Raw genomic sequence first — 21,390 nt, forward strand, 5'->3', positions numbered from 1 at the left:
GCGGGCTCACACCATCACCCCCGTGGCCGCTACGTTCACCCCTTGACCGAACACACACAACCAGGGGGAAAGGGCAACGATGCGCCCCACAAGACCCGTCAGCCGCATCGGCAGAACACTCATGGCCTGTGCTGCCTCGGCCGCTGTAGCCACCGTGGGACTTGCCGTCTCACCTGCCGCCGCCGCACCCGCCGAGCCCGCCACCACCACGCAGGCCGAGCCCGGCGGCGCCTGCACGGCGGCCGACCTCGGCACACGGCACCCGTTCATCAAGACCTCCGAAGTGACCCCGACGATCACCCACTTCAAAGGCTGGTACGTCACCGACGGCTCGACCGGTACCCAGTCCGTCAACACCAGCGTCCAGACGACCATCTCGGTGTCCGTCGGCCTCACCGGCAACGTCGAAGGTAGCTTCGCCGTCGAGACCCTCGGCAAAGTCGGCGCGAGCCTGGGCCTGAACGTGCAGGTGAACTACACCTCCACCAGCAGCACGTCGACGTCCGTCACGTGGAACTTCCGCAATCCCGGCTATTACGGCCTCTACAAGGGCACCAAGAAGGTCACCGGTACGTACGGCAGCCTCAACTGCAACCGCGTCCAACAGGACGACGGCAGTTGGGCGCTGAAGTGGATCGAAGGGGCCGACACCGGCAGCTACACCACCTTCACCACCCTCGAAGAAGGCGCGGTGCGCTGCGAGGACAAGGTCCCCGCCAACAGCATCATGCGCAAGGCGCAGGACCTCCTCGACTGCGGCTCCGCCACCGCCACCGCGAAGCACCCGGCCGGGCCGGTCCCCTCGGCGAAGGCCGCCAAGGCCAGGCACGAAGCCGAGAAAGCCGCCAAGGGTGAGAAGAGCGTGAAGGCCATCGGGAGCCCGGCCCCCGCCACGCGGGCCGCCCTGAACTGCCAACCCGCCGTCTACAAGATCGACGTCCCCGGCAAGCCCCTGAACTGGAGCGCACCGCTCCTGGCCAACGACGGCATCCGCCTGCGTGAATCCACCGTCTTCAGCGCCCACCTGGACAACTGGCGGCTGTGCAACGTGACGGAGCACAACGGGGTCATCGAGGCGTCCCTGTGGAACTGGGGCAACGGCGGATGCGCGACCATCCCGGCGAACATCGCCAACCAGGAACAGGCCTACCTGACGACGGCCACCTGCGGGGAGGACGACCTCCAGCGGTTCTACATCTACCGCGACGTACCCGGCAGCACGAAGATCGGTCTTCAGAACAAGTACACCGGCTCCATGATGGGCCACGACCGGTACGCGGACGGGGAGTTGATCCGCCAGTATTCCAGCGGCAGGCAGGACGGTACGGGTACGTACACCCTGACCGGAGTCTGACAGCCCCCACCCCGTGAGCGCGGCCCCGCACGTGAACCCCCGGCCTCCCGGTTCCGTGCGGGGCCTTCCGCGAGGCGCCGGGTGGTGGGGCGGCCGTCCCAGCGGTAGCGGCTCGTTGCTCGGCGGATCAGCATGCGGAGGGTGACGAGTGCGGCGGCGAGGTAGAGGTAGAAGTCCGCGATGCTGCCGCTCTTCTCGGTGCAGTGCCGCAGCTTGCCGTAGTCGTTCATCCACGCGTGGGTGCGCTCGACCACCCGGCGTTTGCCGGTCTGGATCGGAGCCGGCACACCCTTGCGTGCGATCTCGGCCGTGAATCCCAACTCTGTTATCAGTGCACGGGACTTGGAACTGTCGTAGCCACGGTCGAGGTTGACGTTGACCGTCGCCGGCATCGCCCCGACCTGAGCTTTCGCCGCGTCCAGGGTGGGGCCGAGCAGGACGAGTCGTGCCGGTTGGCCCCGTCGGAGACGATCCCGAGCGGGACACCGCCCCCGGTTCTGATCGCGGTGCTGCGGCACTTGTACTGGCAGCAGCCCGGCATCCATGGCCGTCCCCTGGCCGAGGCTGCCGGCCTCACCCTCAACGACATGCTCGCGGTGATCGACCCGGCACCTCCTGGGATCTTCTGCATGGACTGCGGCACGGAGCTGCTGCGTACCAGTCGCTCGTGGCAGCCCCGGCAGGCGCTGTGCCCGGACTGCGTGACGCTCGCGCGCCAGGCGTCATCCCGGCAGTTCCGCGTGGAGTGCCTGCGGGCCTCGATCGTCTCCGGGGCCGCGGTACAGGCGCCGGCACGGGACTGGCGCGCAGCGTCCGAACTGGTGCCGGCGTATCCGCCGCTGTCCCAGGACGTCATGAGGGGCAGCGAAGCAGACCACCAGGAAGGGGCCTGGCGTGGTTGGGAGAACGCCCGAGTGGTCCGCAACCGGTTGATCGGCGCTGCCGCCACCGACGACGACGTCGTGGGAGTCGCTGTCGGACAAGCTGAGTTGCTGGTGTCCAGCGCGCTGAGAATCGCCGTCTGCGACACGGCCCGCACGCGCGACATCGTCGACCCGATCACGCACGAGCCGGCGCTCGTCCTACTGACCCGTCTGAGCCGCGACGTTCGTGACACGGCCCAGGCCGCCCGCGAGCGAGCAGATGCCGCCTATCCGGAGGACTACGAGCCCTCCGAGGACGACTTGAACGAGCCGTGGAGCGGCACCGGTGTCGCGGGCTGCACGTCGTAAGCGGCCCGCGCTGAGCTGAGCCCGCCCAGCACCTGCGCGCCGCGCTGCGTCGGCGTGTGGGCAACGACATCGACGGTGCAATCTTGATCACTCTGTGTGATCATGGACGAGTGTCGCGTTCTTTGTCGATTCTCATGTCACGTTCGGCCTGGTGGCGTCCCGTTGCCGAGGCGCTGGCGGCGCTCGCGGTGCTGGGTGCCACGGCGGGCGTTCTGGAGTGGTCCCTGGCCTGGGGGTTCCGCGGTGCGGGGGAGTTGCTGGTCGGGCTGGCCGGCGTCGTCCTGGTGGTGCTGCGGCGATGGTTTCCCGCGGTGGCACTGCTGGGTCTTTCGGCGGCGGCGGGCGCCGTTCCCGCGGTGACGCTGCTGACGGCGGTCGCTGCCTGTGAGGCGGGTCGACGGGCGGGAGTACTGCGGTGGCCGGGCGTGGTGCTGGGGGCGGCGTCGCTGCTGCCGCTGGCCACGGCGCCGTACCGGGCCCCCTCACCTGAGCAGATCGTGCCGCTGGGGATGGTCGTGGCCGTGCTGGCCGTGGTCGGACCAGTGCTGGTGGGAGTCGCGGCCGGTCAGCAGGACCGGGCGGTGCGGATCCTGCGTGACAGCGCGCTGGCGGCCGACAGCAGGGCCCGGCTGGCCGAACGCTCCCGCATCGCCGCTGAGATGCACGACCTCCTTGGGCACCGGCTGAGCCTGATCTCTCTCTACTCCGGCGGCCTGGAACTCGCCCTGGCCCAGCGAGAGCCGTCGCTGCGCACGGAAGCGGCACAGATTCACACCACCGCCGCGCTCGCGGTGGTCGAACTGCAGGAAGTACTGGGCGTGCTCGGGCCGGTCGACGACACCAGTCCCACCGAGGCCACCGGCACGCGCGCCGACCTGGCCGCCCTCGCGGCCGCCTCCCGCGCCACCGGAACCACCGTCCTGCTGGAGTGGACCGGCGATGACCTGGCGGGGTCAGCGCCGCGCCTGAGGCTCGCGGTGCACCGCATCGTCCGCGAAGCGCTCAGCAACGCGCATAGCCACGCCCCCGGAGCGGCGCTGGAGATCCGTGTCGTCTCCACGCGCGACGATGTGCGGGTGAGCGTGCACAACGGTCCCTCGCAGGCGGGTGCCGACAGCTCCGGTACGGGGCTGGGCCTGGCCGGACTCAGGGAACGGGTCGCGTTGCTGGGTGGGACGCTGGAGGCTCACTCCACGGGCGGGGGGTTCGCCGTGGATGCCTGTCTGCCCCGGCTGCTTCCCCTGCACCTTCCCGCACCTCCGCAGAGCCCCGCCCCGGCGCTCACCCGCCCGTCTCGTGCGCTGCGTCTGGCGGCCGGGGCGGCGGGACTGCTCGCGGTCGGGGGCCTGCTGCTGCTCGGGCTGCGGCTGGTGGACCGCTACGCCCCGCCGCCGGTACCTCTCACCAAGCCCAGGCCGATCCGGCTCGGCATGTCCCAGGAAACGGTCGAGCACCGGGCGGGCAAGGACGATCCCCTGGCCCGTGCCGCCGCGGCCGGCCGTGAGTCGCGACCGCCCGCCGGCGCGCACTGTATTTACCCGTACGTGAGCCAGGAACGGCCCGGGGTGCCGCTCCACCTGGTGCGTTACTGTTTCCGCGATGATCGGCTGATCGACATCTCCCGGTTCGACATCCCGGCCGGTGGTCGTTAGTCCGCCACCCCGCTCCTGGAGTTCCTCATGATCAGAGTCCTGCTCGTGGACGACGAGACGCTGGTGCGCGCGGGTATCCGGCTGGTGCTGCGGCACGCCGACGACATCGAGGTCGTTGCGGAGGCGGCCGACGGCGATGAAGCCGTTGCCCAAGCGGTCCGGGTCCCCGTGGATGTCGTCCTGCTCGACGTACGGATGCCTGGTGCGGGCGGACTGCCCGCAGTGCGCCGGCTCAAGGACGCCCGGCCCCAGGCAGCAGTGCTGATGCTCACCACCTTCGGCAACGAGGAGTACGTCGCCCAAGCACTGACTACGGGCGCGGACGGCTTCCTGTTGAAGAGCAGCCGCCCCGAAGAACTGATCCGGGCGGTCCGCTCAGCGGCCGCAGGCGAAGCGGTGCTCTCGCCCGAAGTGACCAGCCACGTACTGCGCGCCCTGCGCGCGTCGACGGCCCGGGACAACACCGAGACCGCCACCAGTGCCAGGAACCAGGTAGCCACGCTCACCGACCGGGAGCAAGCAGTACTGGGCCTGCTCGGCAGCGGCCTGACCAACAGCGAGATCGCCGACCGGCTCGGTGTCGAGACCGGCACCGTGAAGGCGCACGTAGGCCGCATCCTGAACAAGCTCGGCGCAGCCAATCGGGTACGCGCGGCGATCATCGCCCACGAGGCCGGACTGACCACATCCCGCTGAGCACAGCCCACCGCGCCCCGGACGACGCGCCAGCACGCCATCAGCGACACCACGCTCAACGCCGCGACGAGCCGGCAAAACCGGCTGCCTCTACCACCCGCCCGGGTCGAACAGGACCGCCAGATCGTCACGGGCACGGTAGTAGCCGAAGAGCATGATCAGTACGGACAACGTGCAGCGGAGGACCACCGAGACCCATGTCCCGGCCGTCACGCCCAACACCGCGACGGGCACGAACCAGGGCCAGACGGGCTCGCTGACCACATGGCTGAGCGTCGGCCGCCGACACGCACCACTGGATGGCCAGACCGACCGCCACGGCGATGCCGGGGTCGAGCAGAAGGCGCCTACCCACGGACAGCCGCCCGCTGCCCGCTCGACCGCAGCCAGCCGTACAGCCGCCACGCCTGCCAGAGCGTCGCGTACGCCAGAATCCCGGTAACACCCCAGGTCACGCCCCGCAGCGAAGCGTCGACGGTCACGGTCCAGAAGTAGTCGAGCCCGGTCGGCATCTGCGCGGGCTGAAACGTGCGGTAGATGTCGATACGGGGATGGGCTACTTCCGTGGCGACGCCCGCCGCCACAGTGCCCAGCAACACTGCCCGAGCGGCGATCCGGGCCGCGCGCGGCAGGGTGGGCAGCAGCCCGTCGGGGTTCGTGGCCTGGGGAGCCGTCCGGTACCACGACCGGAACGCCAGGACCAGGACGACCAGCCCCAGCATCGAGAGCCCTTCCTGGACCAGCTGGGTGCCGCTGTAGCTGCCGACGAGCGGTGTGAGCCCCCAGTCGAAGTACCGGCCATGGGAGATGTCGTCGAACAGCAGGTGAGTGGCCGTTCCCAGGACGGCCGACAGCCATATCCAGCCGAACGTGGCAGGGCCGCGCAACCGGAACCCGGTGGTCGGCCCCGCGAGCCTGGCCCGCAGCCGGGGGCCGGCGAGATCGACCAGCGGGCGTTTGAGCAGCGTGTGGAAGACCGCCAGCATCAGCGCCGCCTGCAGCGGACAGAAGACGAGACCCGGAACCCAGTCGTGCATGCCGAGGTTCGGGAACGGCAACTGGTAGATGTCCGGAACCATCGAGCCGATCACCAGCGCGGACGGCACGAGTCTGCCTCTGAACAACGGGATGACGGCGGCAGGATGCACAAAGGTCGCAGGCATGCGGCACTCCGATCGACGTGAGGGATCTGGGTCCCTCCATCCTCGAAGCCCCCGACGGGCCGCCGTTCGCTCCAGGGGCGGAAACCGGCCCTGCACCTTCGGCATACGCTCCACCACGACGATGTGGCCCCAGGGCCAGTGCGCCACGGAGGGGAGAGAGGCACGGCGGGGAGAGGTTCGATGCGGACCCGGTGTCCAGCGGGGTGGTTCCCGCGGTGTGTCAGACCGGTCGGTGAACGCACCCCACCTCGTCGCCCTCGTTTGCGCCGGAGCCCGCTTCGAGGGTGGTCGCCTTGTCGAACTCCCTGAGATCCTCGCTGCCTGATCGAAGCCGCGAGGAACGGGGCGGCCGGCAAGTGCGGGACTACTTCACGCGGGATGGCGGCGGTACAGCGCTGCCCGAAGGCCAAGAGCGAGAGCCTGCAGTTTCATTTCCTCGCGCCGCTGGGCCGTTGCGGATTCCGGGCGGGATCGCCAGTCGCAGTAGCCGGATCTGGAGACGCCGAGTCGGCCGCACATGAACTCGACGCTGTATGCGTGCTACTCCTCGGTGTCGAGCCGTATCTGGTCGATGAACTCGTACTTGCTTGCTAACGGGGATCCTTCGCGAAGTACGCTGCCTTAGATTCAACCGGTCAAGGCAACACTCTCGGCTGGTGTGCGGAATCCCAGGCACTTGCGTGGACGGTTGTTGAGCTTCGTCGCGATGGCGTCAAGGTCGTCCTGGCTGAACGTCGACAGGTTGGTGCCTTTGGGCAGGTACTGCCGGAGGAGCTTGTTGGTGTTCTCGTTGGTGCCGCGTTGCCAGGGACTACGCGGGGCCGCGAAGAACACGTCGACACCGGTGTCGGCGGTGAGCCGCTTGTGGGCTGCCAGTTCCATGCCGCGATCCCAGGTCAGCGTGCTGCGTAGTCGGGGGTCCATGCGTTCGTAGGTTTCGACGAGAGCGGGAACGACCACGGTGGTGTGGCGGCTGGCGAGTTTCACGACTGTGAGGAACCGTGACTTCCGGTCGACCAGCGTGGCGACCTGACTGTTGTTCGAGCCGATCACCAGATCGCCTTCCAAGTGCCCGGATTCGCTGCGGTCCTCTGCCGCCCGGGGCCGCTCCTCGATCGGTCGGGCATCGGTGATCTGTGAGCGCCACTGGCCTTTCACCGTGTGGCGCTTGTTCTTCCGGATCGGGCGGCCAGTCCGCAGGCGCTTGCACAGCTCACGCGGGATCACTTTCCAGCGGGTGGTGTAGACCGATCGGTAGATCGTCTCGTGGCTGATCCGCATGACGGGTTCGTCACCGTGATGCCGACGCAGGTGGCCGACGATCTGCTCGGGCGACCACTCCTCTTCCAGTAGCCTCACCACCGTCTGCCTCAGGGCGGGTCTGCGGGCGAGGAGGCACTGCTTCGGGCGTCGAGCGCGATCAAGTGCGCGCTCCTGTGCAGCGATTGCCCGGTAAACATCGCGTCCGCCGTTGTTGTTGACTTCACGGCTGATCGTCGACACCGCGCGTCCCAGGAGGCCGGCGATCGTCCGGTAGGACTCACCGGCACAGAGCCGGCGCGAGATCTCCTCCCGTTCGTCCATGGTCAGGCTTCCGGCCCGCGTCTTGCGGGATTCGGGAGCGATCCCTCCGTGGTGCTTGAGGACGGTGAACACCGAGCCCGGCGGCTTGCCGATCTGCCTGGAGATGACGCTGATCGACTCCCCGGCCCTCCACCGTCGCCACAAGTCTGCCTTCATCTCGTCCGACATCCCCGGCCGACCCAGTCTCGCCACGTATACCGCCCTCAACCAGCACTGTTGCTCTGACCGGATGAATCTAAGGCGGCTTTTTTCAGGAAGGTAACTTCCATCTCTAGCCTCGAAGACTGTGTCCGGCCGCATCGGGATGTCCGGCCGAGCGGGGTCGAGGACACCGACGGTTCCTACGGCCTTCATGCCCGCGGCGTCGCCGATGGCCCACACCGCACCGGGGTAGACCTGGTCGCGGACGCCGTCCGCCACCAGCTGCTTGATCGTCTCGGTGCTGTCTGCCACAGAGCATCTCCGATGTCGCGGTGCGGGCCCGGCTTGTCAGCGTAGTGACCGTGCCGGGCCCGGGCGGGGAACTACGGCGGGGTGGTCAGCTGATCCGGTGGCCCAGCTCGGTCAGGGCCTTGGCGGTGGCGCTGAGCGGGTACCGGGCCGCGTTGCTTCGCCCCGGCCTTCCGCAGGGCAGCCAGCAGCCCTGGGGTCGTGCGGAGCCGGTCGATGTCCCGGGCGAGAGCGGCGGGGCGGGTGAAATCGGCTTGACACTTGCCGGATAACGACACGAACAGGTGTCCACTCCTCGGGGCAAGGTCCGGTCACCATCGTCGCCGCATCAGGCGGGCACTAGCCTGCGTTCACGCCGAGGCAGAAGGGCGTCCAGGCCCTGATGGGACTTGGACGCCCTTGCGGGAACCCGGGCGGGGCGTTGACCAGGGCCCTGTCGCGGGCGTCCTCGGCCGGGTCGCGGCCCGGCTCCCGCTCCGCCGTCTGGTCGGCGCTCAACTCTTGTGTCCGGGTGCCGGACTGGCGGTCGGCTACTGGTGATCCAGAACGGCCTTCATGACCGCCTTGGCGATGGGTGCACCCAGTCGGCCACCGGCGATGTCCGAACGGGAGATGTCCATGTCCTCGGGGTCGACGAGAACGGCGACCGCGACCGGGGACGACCCGTCCGGCAGTTTCGCGTAGGAGACGAACCAGGCGTAGGGACGCTCGTCACGGACGTCGGCACCGTGCTGGGCGGTGCCTGGTTTGCCGCCGACTGTGACGCCCTCGATCCGCACCTTGTCGCCTGTGCCGTCGGTCACCGTGTACTCCATCATCTCCTGCACCTTCTTCGCGGTGCCCTCGGAGACAGCCTGGTTCAGCACCTCGGGTTCGGTTTTCTCGACCGTGGAAAGGTCGGCGCCGTGCAGTTCGTCGACCATGTACGGCTTCATCACCTTGCCGTTGTTGGCAAGTCCGGCGGTGACCATGGCCATCTGGAGCGGGGTGCCGGCCAGGCTGCCCTGTCCCATGCCGGTCAGCGCGGTCTGCGGCTTGTCCAACTCGCCGGGGTAGTCGCTCGCGACCGTGCGCACGGGGGCGAAATGCTCCTTGTTGAAGCCGAACTTCTCGGCCGTTTCGCGCATCTTGTCCCTGCCGGTCTTGAGCGCCGCGTCGAGGAAGACGTTGTTGCACGACCACTGCATGGCGGTCTTCATCGAGACCCGGTCGCACTGGGAGTCGGGGACGACGTTGCCGATTTTCGTCGTGCTGAGCGGAAGCTGGTAGGGAGCCGGTGCTCCAGACGAGGCGTAGATGTCGGTGACGGCGCCGCTTTCGAGGGCGGCCGCCGCTGTGAGGATCTTGAAGGTGGATCCGGGCGGGTAGGTCTCGCGGATCGCACGGTTGCTGAGCGGCTTGTCCTTGTCCTTGTCCAGCTTCTGGAACACCTCTCCCTCCTTGCTGGACATACCAGCGAAGACGGAAGGGTCGTAGGACGGCGTACTCGCCATGGCCAGGATCTTGCCGGTGCGCGGGTCCAGAGCGACTACGGCGCCCTTGGCGTTCAAGTCCGTCAGCCCTTTGTAAGCGGCCTTCTGCGCTGCCGGGTCGATCGTGGTGACGACATTGCCGCCCCGGGGCTTCTCGCCGGTCAGCGCGGCCAGGGGCCCGGTGTACAGCCGGCCGTCCTTGCCGCTCAGCAGGTCGTTGTGAACGCCTTCCAGCAAGGTCGCGCCTTGTGCCTGGGAGAAGTAGCCCGTGATCGGCGCGTACATCGGGCCGTCCTTGAAGACGCGCTTGTACTTGAGGTCCGAGTCGGGCGTCGCCTCGGAACCGGTGATGGCTTCTCCTCCGACGATGATGTCGCCACGAGGCTGCGAGAACGCCTCGATCTGCACCCGCCGGTTGTGCGGGTTGTCGGCCAGGGTGTCGCCTTTGAAGAACTGCAACCACGTCGCCCGGAGCAAGACGGCCATGACCAGGAACCCGGAGAAGACGGCTATGTGTCTGATCGGTCGGTTCATCGTTGTCCCGTCGAGGTCGTGGGGTGGGTACGGTCGAGTGGGCCCGTGCGGTCCGGGGCGCGTGTCGTCATGACGGGTCGGCGGGGACGTCGGAGAGAAGGCTGCGGACGACGGGCCCTGCCGAGGCGCCGCCGGTCTTCCCCTGCTCGACGACGCAGGCGATGGCGACGTTGCCGCGGTGGGCCACGATCCAACCGTTGTTGGGGGCGCCCTCGGTGACCTCGGCGGTGCCGGTCTTCGCGCCGATGCCGCCGGGCAGGCCGTCCAGGACCTTCGCCGTGCCGTCGGTGACCGTGGCGCGCATCATCTCCCGCAGTTGTTCGACCACGTTCTGCGGAAGCTTGGAAGTCGTCGTCGTGTCCTTGTTCCCCCGCGTGATCGTGGGCTGGTGGAACGTGCCGGAGACCGCGGTCGCGGTGACGGACGCCATGATCAGCGGATTGGCCAGCACCCTGCCCTGCCCGATCATCGAGGCGGCCTTCTCCGTCTCGTCGCGGGGTGCTGGAACCGACCCGTCGAACGACGGGATGCCGGTGTGCCATTCCTGGCCGACGCCGAAGTACTTCCTGGCGACGTCACCGAGTTCCCGGTCACCGAGCTTGTCGCGCAGGCTGATGAAGGCGGTGTTGCACGACTCGGTGAAGTCCTTGAGGAACGTCGCGTTGCGGTGTTCGGACGTCTCGACGTTGTGGAACTCCTTGCCGACGGTGAGGTACTTGGGACAGTCCACGATGTCCTCGGGCTTGACCGCGTCCTTGAGCATCAGCGCACCGGTGGTGACGATCTTCCAGGTGGAGCCGGGTGCGTAGGTGCCGGAGATGGCGCGATTGAACCCGGAGGGGGAGTTCGCCACGGCCAGGATCTCGCCGTTGTCGACCCGTAGGGCGACGAGCGCGGCGTTCTTGCCGCCGGACTTGGCGGCGAGCGCCTTCTCGGCAGCGGTCTGCCAGGTGGAGTCGACCGTGGTCCCGATCGGTCGGTCGCCGGGCTGGGAGGGCTTCTTGCCGAAGGTGGCCTCGGTGTCCTTGACCTCTCCGGTGGCGCGGTCGACGCGCTGGATCGCACCCCGTGGGCCGGCTCCGGCGGCGCGGGCGACCTGTGAGAGCACGGGCCCCAGGGAGGGGTGTGTGTCCTTGGACAGCGCACGGCCCGCACGGTCGGTGACCTTGGGCCCGTCGGTGCCCTCGCGGTCCAGCCGGAACTTCTCCGTGTCGCTCAGGTGAGGGTGGACGAGGGAGAGCGTCCAGGCCACTTTCCAGGAGCCGTCGTCCTGCTTGCGCAGGGGAAGGGTCGCGTCGTAGGTCCACGTACCGAGGTCGGCGACGGGCATGTCGGCCGTGAACGGAACGCGGACGGTGCCATCCTCGGTGACGGTGGCCGCATGTGCGGTCAGGGCCGGTTTGTCGATGCGGAGTCCGGTGGTGAAGTTGCGCAGCACTTCCTGGGCCTTGCCGGGGCTGGTGGTGCGCTCGCCCGCGTTCGACAGCCGCCCCTCGGCCCAGTCGACCAGGAAGGCCCGCGCCTGGGCCGTGGCGTCGGGGTCTGGAACGGGTGAGCCCGGGGCGAAGGGGCCCCATTCGGCGAGGTAGGCACCGCCGGTGGCAATGGCGAGTGCCAGGGTCGTCGCGCCGGCCGTCCGGATCATCGGGGCGGCCCTACGGCGCGTTGGGGCGGGGGGTTCGGCTTCGGCCATCAGCGGACCGTCGTTTGTGCTCACACGGCGAGGAGAGCAGCAGCCCACACCGTTTGTCCAAGTTTCTTATCAATGTCAGATTGATTAAAAAACGCTATACTTGCTGGTCATGGACCTGATTCGGCACCTGGAATGCTTTGTGACTGTTGCAGAAGAGTCACATTTCGGCCGTGCCGCAGCGCGCCTGGGCATCGCCCAGCCACCGCTCTCGCAGCGCATCCAGCGTCTGGAGCGCGAACTGGGGTTGCGCCTGTTCGAGCGCACGAGCCGGCAGGTGACGATCACCAAGGCCGGAACGCTGCTACTGGACGAGGCACGCGAACTGCTCACCCGGTCCGAGGCCCTCATTGCCACCGCCCGCCGCATCCGGGACGGGGAGGCCGGGCTGCTGCGCGCCGCGCTGCCGCCGGACATCGCCGGCGAGACCGTCGCCGCGATCCTGGCGGGCTTCCGGCAGCGCCACGCCGGTGTCGAACTGGAGCTGCACGAGCTGCCCACCGCCCAGCAGCTCACCCGGCTCGCCTCGCACGATCTGGACGTCGGGCTCATCCATCACCCCTGCGACATCTCCGGCCTCGAGCTGGGGCCGGTCCTGCGCCGCGAGGTCGGCGTGCTGCTCCCGCGCCATGCGCCCGCTGCGGCACTGGACACGGTCACGCTCGCCGCCCTGGACGGGCACGACCTGGTCATCTTCCCCCGCTCCGGTGCTCCGGCGCTCTACGACGACATACTGACCACCTGCGCACGCAACGGCTACACGCCCACCGTCGTCCGGCAGGGCCAGGGCGCCAGCTTCGTTCGCGGTCTGATCCTCTCGGCGGGCGCCGTCGCCTTCAGCCCGACGGACGCCCACAGCACGCACGCCGCCGAAGGGGACCCGGACGTCATCTGGCGCCCCCTTGCGGGCGCTCCCCTGACGTGGCGACACTCCGTCGCCTGGCCCCGAGGGCGTAGCGACGCCGCCATCACGTCCTTCACCGAAGCGACCACACGCGCCCTACTGGACGCGGCCGCAGGTGGCGCGGAGGAACCCGCGCGGCCGCTCTACATGCGCCCAGCATCGGAGTACTGGCTGTGACGACTGCGACCACCACCCGCCGCCGCATCCGCGCGGCCTTCGCCGGAGCCGGCGTCACCGGCCGGCTGCACGCGCTCGACATCGACTCCGGCGCGGAGGTCGACGCGGGCGCGGACGACGCGGTCGTCACCGCCAGCGTGCACAAGCTCTGCCTGCTCGTCGCCCTCCACCAACAGGCCGCGGCGGGCCGCGTGGACCTCACCGAGCAGATCGAATGCCCGCCGGACAGCCGCACCGCCGGCCCCACCGGGCTTGCGGCCATGCTCGACCCGGTCCGCATGTCCCTGCGCGACGCCGCCTACCTGATGATGGCCGTCAGCGACAACACAGCCGCCGGCCTTCTCCTGAATCGGGTCGGCCTCGAAGCCGTGAACTCCACCACGGCTGGTCTGGGGCTGCCCCGGACGCGCGCCGTCCACACGTTCCACGAGATGCTGGCCACCATTCGGGAGGATGCCGGCCCCGATCACGCCCGCGCACTGACCGATCCGCAGGTCGTCGCCCGGCTGTCGGCCCTCGATCCCGCCCGCACCAACCGCAGCACCCCGCGCGAGATGACGCGCCTTCTCGGGGCCGTGTGGCGTGACGAGGCCTGCCCCGCCGAACACGGCGCGGCGATACGCCGCCTCCTCGGTCTCCAGGTCTGGCCGCACCGGCTGGCCTCCGGCTTCCCCTTCGACGACGTCTACGTCGCGGGCAAGACCGGGACCCTGCCCACCGTGCGCAACGAGGTCGGCGTCGTCGAGTACCCGGACGGTGGGCGTTACGCCATCGCCGTCTTCACCCGCGCCGCCAGCACCGCCGCCACACTTCCCGCAGCAGACGCCGTCATCGGCACCGCCGCTCGGATCGCGGTCGACGCGCTGCGCGCCCCCTAGTGTCGTGAGTCGGGGATTCGTTTGCAGTGAGCCGTTTCCAAGCTGGCGTTGCTGACCGCGAGTTGGACAGTCCTGCGCAAGGGTGAAGCTCCTGGTAGACGGGTTCTCGACCAAGATCACCCGTGCCCGCCAGGAGCTTCGTGTGCTTGCCTATCCATCCTCGATCGATCTGTCCAGCCGCACTCTGCGGTTCCTGACGGGGCAACCGGCCGTGAGGAGGCAGGAGATCAGGACGCGGTGGCGACGTCTCTCCGCTGCACGCCAGGCCCTGCTCGCCCTGGCTCATCTGCGGTGCGGTGACACCTATGCCCAGCTCGCCGCCGGGTTCGGCATCGGAATCGCAACCGTCTTCCGCTACATACGAGAAGCCGTCGAGGTCCTGTCCGCCCTCGCCCCGTCCCTGGCCGAGGCGATGAGGACGATCCGGGCGAAGGCGTTCCTCATCCTCGACGGCACCCTGCTGCCGATCGACCGCATCGCCACCGACACCCCGTACTACTCGGGAAAACACAAACGCCACAGAGAGAACGTCCAGGTCCCCACCGATGATCCGTTCGGCCGTCTGCTGCGGGCCTCGCCCGCACTGCCCGGCTCGACCCACGACCTCACCGCCGCCAGGCGGCACGGGATCACCGAAGCCCTTGCCGACGCGGGACTCAAATGCTGGGCCGACAAGGCGTATCAAGACGCCGGCGGGCCCGTCCGGGTTCCGTTCCGAGGCCGCCGTCTCAAGCGATGGAACCGCCGCCACAACACCACCCACGCCAAGAACCGCTGCGTCGGTGAGCAGACCATGGCCACCCTCAAGGACTGGCGTCTCCTTCGGAAGCTTCGCTGCAGCACGAACCGCATCACCGACGTCATGAAAGCCGTCCTGGTCCTTCACCACGCATCAGCCTGAGGTTGGAAAACGCTCAGTGGCTCGGTCCGCGGGGCGGAGCAGGGCGTGCGCCAGGCGCAGGGGCAACGAGTGCTGTGGCGTGGCGGGCTGCGGGCGCGGCAGTGGGCAGTGGCACCCCCGTCACCGCGCCAGTGCGCTTCCCACCACTGCGTGGTGGCCCCGAAGGTGGCGAAGGCGCCCTCGCTCAGGGTGTGTGTCCAGGTCTCGGTGTCGACCTCTTCCAACAGCACCCGGAACGGCAGGGGTGCCCGCTCGTCCAGCGCGCGCAGCATCACGGTGGTCTGCATCGGCTCACTGTCGTGGGTGTAGCTGGTGAGCAGGGCGAAGTGGCCGCCGTCGCGGCGCAGACGTGCCTCCAGGCCGCGGGTGCCAGCCGGGCAGGCGACGGGCACCGCTCAAGATCGGCGATCAAGCTTGCCACCTGCGTGGATGATGCATCGACACCCACACCGTTATCTGGGCGGGCAACCCCGGGGGCCGCAGGTCGCCCTCTCCTCTCTACTGAATGATTGTTCAGTTAGTGGACCCATTGACAGGTCCGTCGAGGGCTCCTAATACTGAACCGCGATTCAGTTGGAAGCGTTCCTGTCACGCCTGGAGGCACCATGACCGAGCTCCCCGTCGAGCTGTGCCCGCTTACTCCTGAGCAGAACGACATCGTCGAGCTCACTCGGGCCTTCGCCCGGGAAGAGATCCGTCCACGGGCCCGCGCGGTGGACGAAGCGGACACCGAGACCCCCTGGGACCTGTGGAGGGCCGCCGCGAAGGTCGGGATCACTGGGTTCATGCTCCCCGAGGAGTACGGCGGGGGCGGTTTCACCGATGTGTTCACGCAGGTCTTGGTGCAGGAGGAACTGTGCGTCGGAGACCTGGGGATCGGCAATTTGCTCTGTTCCAACGGGTTCTTCGCCGACCCCGTGCTAGAGCTCGGTACGGAGGAGCAGAAGCGCACTTGGCTCGCCCCGCTCGCGGGTCCCGACTCCCCGATGACCTCGCTGGCCACCACCGAGCCCGGTTCCGGCTCCGACGCTGCGTCCATCACGACCTCCGCCACTCGTACCACCGGGGGCTATCTGCTCAGCGGGCAGAAGGCGTGGATCTCCAACGCGGGCGAAGCCGAGTTCTACGTGGTCTTCGCCAAGACCGACCCTGCTCAGCGGTCGGGCGGCGTCAGCGCCTTCCTGCTGCGCAAGAACACCGACGGGATGACCTTCGGCGAGCCGATGCGCAAGATGGGCCAGCGCGCCATCGTCTGCCGTGAGGTCTTCTTCGACGGCGCCTTCGTTCCCGAGGGGAACCGTCTCGGGAACGAAGGCCAGGGATTCCGGGGCCTGATGCGGACCTTCGACATCTCCCGCGCGGTGCTCGGTGCCGCGGCCACAGGCGTGGCACGCGCCGCGTATGAGTACGCCCGCGATTACGCCAAGACGCGTGTCCAGTTCGGCAAGCCGATCATCGAGCACCAGGCAGTCGCGTTCCGTTTGGCCGACATGCGTACCCGGGTCGAACAGGCCCGGCTGATGACCTGGCGCGCCGCGAAGCGCCTCGACGCCGGCCTCGATGCGACGACCGAGGCCGCCATGGCGAAGCTCATCGCCTCGGAGACCGCCGCGTACTGCACCTGGGCCGCCGTACAAACCCTCGGCGGCTGGGGCTACTCGCGCGAGTACCCGGTCGAGCAGTGGATGCGCGACGCCAAGCTGGAAGAGATCGAAGAGGGCACCTCCGACATCATGCGTCTGCTCATCTCGCGGAGCATGTAATGACGCCCCTGACGGGCGGGGAGGCAGTCGTCCGGGCACTGTCCGCGCACGGCACGGACCTCGCCTTCGGCATCCCCGGCACCCACAACCTGGAGATCTACCGGCACCTCGGCCGGTACGGGATCCGGCACGTCACCCCGCGCCATGAGCAGGGCGCGGGCTACGCCGCTGACGGCTACGCCCGTACGACCGGCCGCCCCGGCGTCGCGATCACCACGACCGGCCCGGCACTGCTCAACATCGCCGCCGCAGTCGGACAGGCATATTCCGACAGTGTGCCGCTGCTGGTGGTCTCCCCTGGCATGCCGCTGCGCCACCCCCGGCAGCCCATCGGTCTGCTGCATGAAATGCCCAGCCAGACAGAGGCGTTCCGGCACATCGCCGCGGTCAGCCACCGGGTCTCCTCGGTGGCGGAGATCGGACCGGCCGTGGCCCGCGCCTTCACACTCTTCCGCACCGAGCGGCCCCGCCCCGTACATATCGAGATCCCGCTGGACCTGCTGGAGACGCCCGAACCCGTGGGCGAGGTGCGCCTCGCCCCGCCAACTGTGTCCGCCGGCCCCGCGCCCGACGCCCTACGGGAGGCGGCAGCCGCCCTGAGCTCCGCTCGCCGCCCGGCACTGGTCTTGGGCGGCGGCGCGCGCACCGGCGGCGCCGCCTGCCTTTCGCTCGCCGAGCGGTTGGGAGCACCGGTTGTGACCACCGCCAACGGCAAGGCCGTCGTGCCCGAATCCCACCCCCTGTCGCTCGGCGTGGCGCTGCACAGCCCGTCCGTCCAGAAGTGGCTGGCGGACTGCGACGTGCTGCTCGCTGTCGGAACCGAACTGGCCGAGTCCGACCTGTGGTCCGGCCCGCCGCGTCTGAACGGGACACTGATCCGGGTGGACCTCGACCCGGCGCAGATGTATGCGGGTGTGCCGGCGGACATCGCCCTCGTCGGTGACGCGGGTGTCGTGCTCGGCCTGCTGCTGCCGGCCGTCGGACAACGCCAGGGCGGTTTCCCGCCCGCTTCCGAGGACGACACGGCATCAACCGCTGCGGAGCTCCGCGGGGAGCGTGACGCGGAAACCGCGGAACGTGACGCCCGCTGGCGCCCGTTCCTCACCGCCATCCGTTCTGTCCTCGCCCCCGACGCGGTTATCACCTCAGACAGCGCGCAGTGCTGCTATTACGGCGCGCTGCCTCACCTGCCCGTCGATCCGCCCGGCCGATACCTCCACCCCACCGGCTTCGGCACCCTCGGCTATGCGCTCCCAGCCGCCGTCGGCGCCAAGGCCGCCTTCCCCGACCGGCAGGTTGTCGCTCTCAGCGGCGACGGCGGATTTCAGTTCAGCGTCCAAGAGCTTGCCACGGCTGCCCAGCTCCGGCTCCCGCTGCCCGTCATCGTGTTCGACAACGGCGGTTACGGCGAGATCCGCGACGAGATGGCTGCACGCGGCGACGAACCGACTGGCGTCGACCTGTCCTCCGTGAATCTCGCTGCTCTTGCTCGCGCCTACGGCGGCCACGGCACTCAGGTCACCACCCCGGACCAGCTCGGCAGTGCGCTGCGCGAGGCGCTCGCTGCCCCCGGCCCCACTGTCATCACCGTTCCCGAGGAGGCAGACCATTGACCGGAACACCCTTGATGTCCATCACGTGGACCGACCACGTCACCGGCCGCCGCGGCTATCTCGTCATTGACCGCCTGGTGCGCGGGGTGTCCAGCGGCGGGCTGCGCATGCGCGCGGGCTGCACGCTGGAGGAGGTCACCGGGCTCGCCCGGGGAATGACGATGAAGGAGGCACTTCACTACGACCCGCAGGCGCGCTATATCCCGCTCGGCGGCGCCAAGGGCGGCATCGACTGCGACCCGCAGGACCCCGAGGCGTACGGCGTCCTGGTCCGCTATCTGCGTGCCATGCGTCCGTACATCGAGAACTTCTGGACCACGGGCGAGGATCTCGGTCTGAGCCAGGACATCGTCGACCGGGCCGCCGCCGAGGCGGGCCTGGTGTCGTCCATCCAGGCCGTCTACCCGCTGCTTGACGACGAGGGGGCCGCCCGGCAGCGGCTGGCCGACGCCTTCGCCGTCGACGTGGATGGCATCGGACTGGACGAACTGGTCGGCGGCTACGGTGTCGCCGAAGCCGCACTGGCGGCACTCGACCGGGCGGGCGTTCCGTACGCCGGTTCGCGGGTGTCCGTGCAGGGCCTGGGAACCATGGGCGGGGCCACCGCGCGCTTCCTCGCCCAGGCGGGACTGCGGATCGTCGCCGTCGCCGACGTCAAGGGCACCATCGCCAACCCCGACGGTCTCGACATCGAGGCGCTGCTCGCCGCCCGCGACGCGTTCGGCGCGGTGGACCGTACGGCCCTGCGCCCCGGTGACGCCGAACTGCCGGGCGAGGCGTGGTTGGAGGCCGACGCCGAGGTGCTCGTGCCGGCCGCCGTCTCGTACTGCGTGAACACCGTCAACCAGCGGCGCATAACCGCCCGCTGGATCGTAGAAGCGGCCAACATGCCGGTGCTGCCCGAGGCCGAGGAACTGCTGGCGGCGCGCGGTGTCACCGTGCTGCCCGACGTGGTCGTCAACTCCGGTACGAATGCCTGGTGGTGGTGGACACTCTTCGGTGACATCGACCCGGATGCCGACGAAGCGTTCACCCATATCCGCCGCTCGATGCGCTCTCTCATCGGCCAGATGCTCGCCCGCGCCGAGGCCGACGGCAGCACTCCGCGCGCCGCCGCGCACGCCATCGTCGCCGACCGGCTGCCGGAGATCACCGACCGCTTCGGATGGCACCGATGACGCAGACCCCGTCGACACCGACAGCAACGAGGGCCGCGGCATCGGCCGCTGCTCCGGGCGGGCCCGCCGCCCTCGACGTGCTGTTCGATCCACGCTCGGTCGCTGTCGTCGGCGCCTCCGAGAATCCGCAGAAGTGGGGTTATTGGCTGGCCACGGGCGCTCTGACCGGTCGTGGCCGCCGGTCCGTCCACTTGGTCAACCGGCGTGGCGGCCGCCTGCGCGGCGTCCCCTTCCTGCCGAGTCTCGGTGCGCTACCCGGCCCGACCGAGCATGTGGTGGTGGCCGTCCCGCCCGGGCAGGTTCATGGCACCGTCGTCGAAGGGCTGACGGCCGGTGCCCGCTGCTTCACGGTCATCACCTCCGGCGGCGCCACCGCGGACGAGGAACGCGAGCTCGCCGCACTGATCACCGGCCACGGCGCCCGGCTGCTCGGCCCGAACTGCATGGGCGTGGTGGACACCTGCAGTGAACTGCGGCTTTCCTGGGGGGACTTCCCCACCGGTGACGTCGGGCTGGTCTCACAGAGCGGCAACCTCGCTCTGGAGATCGGACGGCTGCTGGCCCGCTCGGGCCAGGGCTTCTCGCGCTTCGTCTCGCTCGGCAACCAGCGCGACATCGACGCCGCCGACGCGATCGAGGCGCTGATCGCCCACGAGCCGACCCGGGTCATCGCCGCCTACGTGGAGGACTTCCGGGACGGCCGGCGCCTCGTCGGCGTCCTCACCGCCGCCCGGCAGGCGGGCAAACCGGTGCTGCTGATGGCCGTCGGCCGCAGCGAAGCGTCCGGACGCGCCGCCGCGTCCCACACCGGCGCCCTGGTCACCGCCCGCGCGACTGTCGCCGCAGCCTGCCGGGAGGCAGGCGCCCTGCTCCTGGACAGTGCGGGCGAACTCGTCGACACCGCCGTCGCCCTGCTCTCCCCGGCCCTGCCCGCGGGCCCCAAGGTGGCCGTCGCGGGCGACAGCGGCGGCCAGGGTGCACTCGCGGCCGACGCGCTCGCCGTACACGGCCTCACCGTCCCGCCCCTGCCTCCGGCGGTCTCCGACATCCTGGCCGCGTGTCTCCCGCCAGGATCCGTACCCGGCAACCCAGTGGATCTGGCCGGTGCGGGCGAGGCCGACCTCGCGAACTACGCCCGCGTCGCCGACGCCCTGCTCTTCGGCAGCGGCGCCGACGCCGTGCTCCTGACCGGCTACTTCGGGGACTATGCCACCGCCAATCCGGCGCAAGTGGAACACGAATGCGCCGTGGCCCGCCGGATGGCCGAGTCGGCCCGTGCTTCTGGCGCGACGCTTGTCGTGCACACCATGGCCCGCGACACCCCCGCCCTGGCAGTCCTGCGCGAGCAGGGAATCCCCGTCCTCGAACGCATCGAGCACGCCTCTGCCGCCCTGGCCAACGCCCTGCGGTGGACGACACTGGTGCCACGCCCCGCCATCGAACTCCCCAACCCGGCCGGGGACGCCATCCCAGATGGCGGTTACGAGACGATGCGGGCGCTGCTGCGCTCGTACGGCCTGACCTTCCCCAAGGCGGCCTTCGTCACCACCGCCGACGAGGCCGCCCGGTCCGCCCGGCGAATCGGATATCCCCTCGTCCTCAAAGCGATGGGCCTCGCCCACAAGACCGAGGCAGGCGGTGTCGCCCTGGACCTGCGGGACGAGGGCGCGCTACGGACAGCGTTCGCCCGGATGCGGTCGGCAACCGGCGCGGCCGGATACGCCGTCGAGGCCATGACCCGGCCGCCCCATGCGGTGGAGCTCATCGCAGGGGTACGGCGCGACCCGGCGTTCGGACTCGTCGCCATGGCCGGCATCGGCGGCACCACCGCCGAACTTCTCGGCGACACCGCCCTCGCCCTGGCCCCCCTCACCGACGACGGGGCCCGCGGACTCCTGCTGTCGCTGCGCCACGCCCCGCTGCTGACCGGCTGGCGCGGTGCTCCTGCCGTCGACCTCGACGCGGCTGCCGCGGCAATAACCGCGCTGGCCCGCTCCGCGGTCGAGCACCCCGAACTGTCCGAGATCGAGATCAATCCGCTGCTCGTACACCCCGGCGGAGCCGTCGCGCTCGACGCCCACGGCGTCCTTGCCGGCTGAAGCACCTCGCCTCACCCTCCACCCACCTCCAGCCCAGCCCAGGCCGGTTC

The 21,390-nt window shown here is 69.5% G+C and carries 17 protein-coding genes and 2 pseudogenes; 11 read left to right on the top strand and 8 right to left on the bottom strand.

Translation table 11 applies throughout. The features are described 5' to 3' along the window. Window positions 1-79: 79 nt before the first annotated feature. Window positions 80-1,354 carry a hypothetical protein gene (locus tag CG747_RS38830; protein WP_219621606.1) on the top strand — a complete coding sequence of 425 codons (1,275 nt, stop codon included), beginning with the start codon at window positions 80-82 and terminating at the stop codon, window positions 1,352-1,354. Window positions 1,355-1,425: 71 nt separating this feature from the next. Here the strand turns inward: CG747_RS38830 and CG747_RS38835 are convergent. Beyond that, window positions 1,426-1,847: pseudogene (locus tag CG747_RS38835) on the bottom strand (transposase); the annotation flags it as partial. A 25-nt stretch (window positions 1,848-1,872) separates the two neighbouring features. On the opposite strand from CG747_RS38835, the gene CG747_RS38840 reads away from it, so the two are divergent. The 3 genes from CG747_RS38840 (at window position 1,873) to CG747_RS38850 (ending at window position 4,934) form a co-directional block, all read left to right on the top strand. Next, window positions 1,873-2,586, top strand: a complete 714-nt coding sequence (locus CG747_RS38840) for a hypothetical protein (protein ID WP_180985898.1) — start codon at window positions 1,873-1,875, stop codon at window positions 2,584-2,586. 134 nt (window positions 2,587-2,720) lie between these two features. Next, entirely contained in the window at window positions 2,721-4,238 is a 1,518-nt protein-coding gene (locus CG747_RS38845) for a sensor histidine kinase (RefSeq protein ID WP_100606597.1), read from the top strand. A gap of 27 nt (window positions 4,239-4,265) precedes the next feature. Further along, window positions 4,266-4,934 carry a response regulator transcription factor gene (locus tag CG747_RS38850; protein WP_100606598.1) on the top strand — a complete coding sequence of 223 codons (669 nt, stop codon included), beginning with the start codon at window positions 4,266-4,268 and terminating at the stop codon, window positions 4,932-4,934. A 90-nt stretch (window positions 4,935-5,024) separates the two neighbouring features. Here the strand turns inward: CG747_RS38850 and CG747_RS48490 are convergent, their stop codons facing one another. The 6 genes and pseudogenes from CG747_RS48490 to CG747_RS38880 all read right to left on the bottom strand — a co-directional run bounded on the left by CG747_RS48490 (window position 5,025) and on the right by CG747_RS38880 (window position 11,830). Further along, complete coding sequence (locus CG747_RS48490) at window positions 5,025-5,198, bottom strand: hypothetical protein (protein WP_180985899.1); 174 nt, start codon at window positions 5,196-5,198, stop codon at window positions 5,025-5,027. Window positions 5,199-5,281: 83 nt separating this feature from the next. Beyond that, on the bottom strand, window positions 5,282-6,097 hold the full coding sequence (locus CG747_RS38855; RefSeq protein WP_180985900.1) for a DUF4184 family protein: 816 nt from the start codon (window positions 6,095-6,097) through the stop codon (window positions 5,282-5,284). Between the two features lie 627 nt (window positions 6,098-6,724). Continuing rightward, entirely contained in the window at window positions 6,725-8,134 is a 1,410-nt protein-coding gene (locus CG747_RS38865) for an IS30 family transposase (protein ID WP_257981017.1), read from the bottom strand. An 85-nt stretch (window positions 8,135-8,219) separates the two neighbouring features. After that, window positions 8,220-8,382: pseudogene (locus tag CG747_RS50185) on the bottom strand (glycosyltransferase); the annotation flags it as partial. Window positions 8,383-8,661: 279 nt separating this feature from the next. Beyond that, window positions 8,662-10,137 (bottom strand): penicillin-binding protein 2, encoded by a 1,476-nt coding sequence (locus CG747_RS38875; RefSeq protein WP_100606602.1) that lies wholly within the window; start codon window positions 10,135-10,137, stop codon window positions 8,662-8,664. A 67-nt stretch (window positions 10,138-10,204) separates the two neighbouring features. Continuing rightward, on the bottom strand, window positions 10,205-11,830 hold the full coding sequence (locus CG747_RS38880; protein ID WP_100606603.1) for a penicillin-binding transpeptidase domain-containing protein: 1,626 nt from the start codon (window positions 11,828-11,830) through the stop codon (window positions 10,205-10,207). Window positions 11,831-11,939: 109 nt separating this feature from the next. Here CG747_RS38880 and CG747_RS38885 point away from each other — a divergent pair, with 109 nt between their 5' ends. The 3 genes from CG747_RS38885 to CG747_RS38895 all read left to right on the top strand — a co-directional run bounded on the left by CG747_RS38885 (window position 11,940) and on the right by CG747_RS38895 (window position 14,687). Next, entirely contained in the window at window positions 11,940-12,908 is a 969-nt protein-coding gene (locus CG747_RS38885; RefSeq protein ID WP_100606604.1) for a LysR family transcriptional regulator, read from the top strand. Beyond that, window positions 12,905-13,786, top strand: a complete 882-nt coding sequence (locus CG747_RS38890) for a serine hydrolase (protein WP_100606605.1) — start codon at window positions 12,905-12,907, stop codon at window positions 13,784-13,786. Before CG747_RS38885 ends, CG747_RS38890 begins: the two co-directional genes overlap by 4 nt. Before the next feature lie 142 nt (window positions 13,787-13,928). Then, window positions 13,929-14,687, top strand: coding sequence for a transposase family protein (locus CG747_RS38895; protein WP_100606606.1), 759 nt, complete (start codon window positions 13,929-13,931; stop codon window positions 14,685-14,687). On the opposite strand, the gene CG747_RS38900 is transcribed toward CG747_RS38895, so the two are convergent. Then, a complete protein-coding gene (locus CG747_RS38900; RefSeq protein WP_257981018.1) occupies window positions 14,669-15,079 on the bottom strand; it encodes a hypothetical protein in 411 nt (136 codons plus the stop codon). The genes CG747_RS38895 and CG747_RS38900 overlap by 19 nt on opposite strands. A 213-nt stretch (window positions 15,080-15,292) precedes the next feature. On the opposite strand from CG747_RS38900, the gene CG747_RS38905 reads away from it, so the two are divergent. Genes CG747_RS38905 through CG747_RS38920 form a run of 4 tightly spaced genes read left to right on the top strand, consistent with a single transcriptional unit; the run spans window position 15,293 to window position 21,340 of the window. Then, window positions 15,293-16,450 carry an acyl-CoA dehydrogenase family protein gene (locus CG747_RS38905; RefSeq protein ID WP_100606607.1) on the top strand — a complete coding sequence of 386 codons (1,158 nt, stop codon included), beginning with the start codon at window positions 15,293-15,295 and terminating at the stop codon, window positions 16,448-16,450. Further along, window positions 16,450-18,063: a thiamine pyrophosphate-binding protein gene (locus tag CG747_RS38910; protein WP_100606608.1), complete on the top strand. Its 1,614-nt coding sequence runs from the start codon at window positions 16,450-16,452 to the stop codon at window positions 18,061-18,063. Before CG747_RS38905 ends, CG747_RS38910 begins: the two co-directional genes overlap by 1 nt. Window positions 18,064-18,077: 14 nt before the next feature. Then, entirely contained in the window at window positions 18,078-19,241 is a 1,164-nt protein-coding gene (locus tag CG747_RS38915; protein WP_100606609.1) for a glutamate dehydrogenase, read from the top strand. Beyond that, window positions 19,238-21,340 carry an acetate--CoA ligase family protein gene (locus CG747_RS38920; RefSeq protein ID WP_257981019.1) on the top strand — a complete coding sequence of 701 codons (2,103 nt, stop codon included), beginning with the start codon at window positions 19,238-19,240 and terminating at the stop codon, window positions 21,338-21,340. The genes CG747_RS38915 and CG747_RS38920 overlap by 4 nt, the downstream gene beginning before the upstream one ends. Window positions 21,341-21,390 lie beyond the last annotated feature (50 nt).

Source organism: Streptomyces sp. CB02959, assembly GCF_002803155.1.
In the GTDB taxonomy this organism is placed as follows: Bacteria; Actinomycetota; Actinomycetes; order Streptomycetales; family Streptomycetaceae; genus Streptomyces.

Bases quoted from the DNA above. Each gene is read 5' to 3' on its own strand.
- CG747_RS38880 (WP_100606603.1), bottom strand. From the start codon at position 11,830: ATGGCCGAAGCCGAACCCCCCGCCCCAACGCGCCGTAGGGCCGCCCCG.
- CG747_RS38910 (WP_100606608.1), top strand. From the start codon at position 16,450: ATGACGCCCCTGACGGGCGGGGAGGCAGTCGTCCGGGCACTGTCCGCG.
- CG747_RS38850 (WP_100606598.1), top strand. From the start codon at position 4,266: ATGATCAGAGTCCTGCTCGTGGACGACGAGACGCTGGTGCGCGCGGGT.
- CG747_RS38855 (WP_180985900.1), bottom strand. From the start codon at position 6,097: ATGCCTGCGACCTTTGTGCATCCTGCCGCCGTCATCCCGTTGTTCAGA.
- CG747_RS38830 (WP_219621606.1), top strand. From the start codon at position 80: ATGCGCCCCACAAGACCCGTCAGCCGCATCGGCAGAACACTCATGGCC.
- CG747_RS38885 (WP_100606604.1), top strand. From the start codon at position 11,940: ATGGACCTGATTCGGCACCTGGAATGCTTTGTGACTGTTGCAGAAGAG.
- CG747_RS38845 (WP_100606597.1), top strand. From the start codon at position 2,721: ATGTCACGTTCGGCCTGGTGGCGTCCCGTTGCCGAGGCGCTGGCGGCG.
- CG747_RS38905 (WP_100606607.1), top strand. From the start codon at position 15,293: ATGACCGAGCTCCCCGTCGAGCTGTGCCCGCTTACTCCTGAGCAGAAC.
- CG747_RS38875 (WP_100606602.1), bottom strand. From the start codon at position 10,137: ATGAACCGACCGATCAGACACATAGCCGTCTTCTCCGGGTTCCTGGTC.
- CG747_RS38915 (WP_100606609.1), top strand. From the start codon at position 18,078: ATGTCCATCACGTGGACCGACCACGTCACCGGCCGCCGCGGCTATCTC.
- CG747_RS38920 (WP_257981019.1), top strand. From the start codon at position 19,238: ATGACGCAGACCCCGTCGACACCGACAGCAACGAGGGCCGCGGCATCG.